Source organism: Bartonella sp. OC68QHHN (assembly GCF_042193875.1).
In the GTDB taxonomy this organism is placed as follows: Bacteria; Pseudomonadota; Alphaproteobacteria; order Rhizobiales; family Rhizobiaceae; genus Bartonella; species Bartonella grahamii_A.
Genome location: NZ_JBHIME010000057.1, coordinates 1 through 1,190 on the forward strand (window position 1 = coordinate 1; position 1,190 = coordinate 1,190).

The 1,190-nt window shown below is 43.4% G+C and carries 1 protein-coding gene; it reads left to right on the plus strand.

Annotated features, from left to right (window positions below; translation table 11 throughout):
• Positions 1–1,176, plus strand: a 1,176-nt coding sequence (gene tuf, locus ACFIJ0_RS06675) for an elongation factor Tu (protein ID WP_330167429.1), incomplete at its 5' end; no start/stop codon positions are given.
• Positions 1,177–1,190: the final 14 nt, after the last annotated feature.

The following is a 1,190-nucleotide window of genomic DNA, read 5'->3' on the forward strand; positions in this document are numbered from 1 at the left end:
ATGGCGAAGAGCAAGTTTGAACGAACAAAACCGCATGTTAATATTGGTACGATTGGTCACGTTGATCATGGGAAGACCTCGTTGACAGCAGCGATTACGAAATATTTTGGTGAATTTAAAGCCTATGACCAAATTGATGCTGCCCCAGAGGAACGCGCACGTGGAATTACTATTTCTACAGCACATGTTGAGTATGAAACGGAAAATCGTCACTATGCACACGTTGATTGTCCAGGACACGCTGATTATGTAAAGAACATGATCACAGGGGCAGCGCAGATGGATGGTGCTATTTTGGTTGTTTCAGCGGCCGATGGCCCAATGCCTCAGACACGTGAGCATATTTTGCTTGCGCGTCAGGTTGGTGTTCCGGCAATTGTTGTTTTTCTTAATAAAGTTGATCAGGTTGATGATGCAGAACTTTTGGAGCTTGTAGAGCTTGAGGTTCGAGAACTTTTATCCAAATATGATTTCCCAGGCGATGATATACCAATTGTTAAGGGTTCTGCGTTGGCAGCCCTTGAGGATAAGGATAAAAGTATTGGTGAAGATGCTGTCCGTCTTTTAATGAGTGAAGTTGATAATTATATTCCAACTCCTGAACGTCCTGTTGATCAACCATTTTTGATGCCGATAGAGGATGTATTTTCGATTTCGGGTCGTGGAACTGTTGTTACGGGTCGTGTTGAGCGTGGTATTATTAAGGTTGGAGAGGAAATCGAGATCATCGGTATTCGTCCAACGTCTAAGACGACGGTTACAGGCGTTGAAATGTTCCGTAAGCTTTTAGATCAAGGTCAAGCGGGTGATAATATAGGAGCTCTGCTTCGTGGTGTTGATCGTGAAGGGATTGAGCGTGGTCAAGTATTGGCGAAGCCAGGATCCGTTACGCCTCATACACGTTTTAAAGCAGAAGCTTATATTTTGACAAAAGATGAAGGTGGACGTCATACACCATTTTTCACGAATTATCGTCCTCAGTTTTATTTCCGTACGACGGATGTTACAGGTATTGTTACACTTCCAGAAGGAACGGAAATGGTTATGCCAGGCGACAATGTTGCCATGGATGTTTCGTTGATCGTTCCGATAGCGATGGAAGAGAAACTTCGTTTTGCTATTCGTGAAGGTGGTCGTACTGTTGGTGCCGGTATCGTCTCTAAGATCATTGAATAAATAATGCTTGTTGA